This window comes from Arthrobacter terrae, assembly GCF_015708085.1.
GTDB classification, from domain to species: Bacteria; Actinomycetota; Actinomycetes; order Actinomycetales; family Micrococcaceae; genus Arthrobacter_M; species Arthrobacter_M terrae.
Genome location: NZ_JADNYM010000061.1, coordinates 1 through 868, shown reverse-complemented (window position 1 = coordinate 868; position 868 = coordinate 1). Strand labels below are relative to the sequence as shown.

Annotated in this window: 1 pseudogene; it reads right to left on the bottom strand. The window is 62.1% G+C overall.

The window, feature by feature from the left end:
- Nucleotides 1-320 precede the first annotated feature (320 nt).
- Nucleotides 321-868 (bottom strand): annotated as a pseudogene (locus IV500_RS21150) (13E12 repeat family protein); the annotation flags it as partial.

Genomic DNA, 868 nt, shown 5'->3' with positions numbered 1-868 from the left:
CACGGCCAGGAACCCCCTGGGAGTCGAGCTTTCTGATACTTTCTTGTACGGACATGGGTACCGTCATCTGCTTTCTAGCCCTTCCGGCGCATACGCTTCGCAATGGCAGCGCCGTAAGGAACTTATCGGAGGTAGTGGCGGGCCCATGTCCCCAACACTCTGGACGGGCCCCGGCCACCGGGTGATCTCTATCTGAAGGCCAACCCCGAAACCATGATTTGGAGGGGAAAAAACTGACCTGATTCTTAGCGCTCTTTTGGCCTGAAACGAGCCGCTAACTTGGCCTACATTCCTAGCTGAAACGGCCTACAAATAGTTGATCACACACACTCTGTCTCTGTCTCTGGACCGAATCCCGTCTCCGCCTCCGTTCCCGGACCGGTGCCGGTGTCAGCGCCGGTGCCGTTGCCGGTGTCTTGGTCTGTGGGCGTGGTGTCGTTGGTTGGGGTGAGGGAGAACAGGTCCTCGGCCTGGGCCGCAGCAGCTACTGCCTGGGCCCGGGCATCCATTTCCGGATGCACCCACCCACTCCCATCACCAGCAGAACCGCCATCACCATCTTCGGCAGAGCCGCCGCTGCCTGCCTCAGAAGAACCCATGCCCTCAATAGCGCCGTTGGCTTCGGCGCTGTCCGTGCCGCCGGTCCTGTCGCTGTCGCTGCTGTTGGGGTTGTTGTGTTGTGGGTGGGGGAAGTTGAGGTAAGCCCCGGCAGCACGGGCGATTTCAGTGATCGCGTCAGCCCGACGCTGATCCGGGGTCCGGGCATCCACCCCGACCAGGGACCCGTCCACGCCCCGCTGATCCGGACGCGGAGCGGACAACGGATTCAAAATCGCCATCAACTCCGCCCCCGCGACCGGATCCAGCT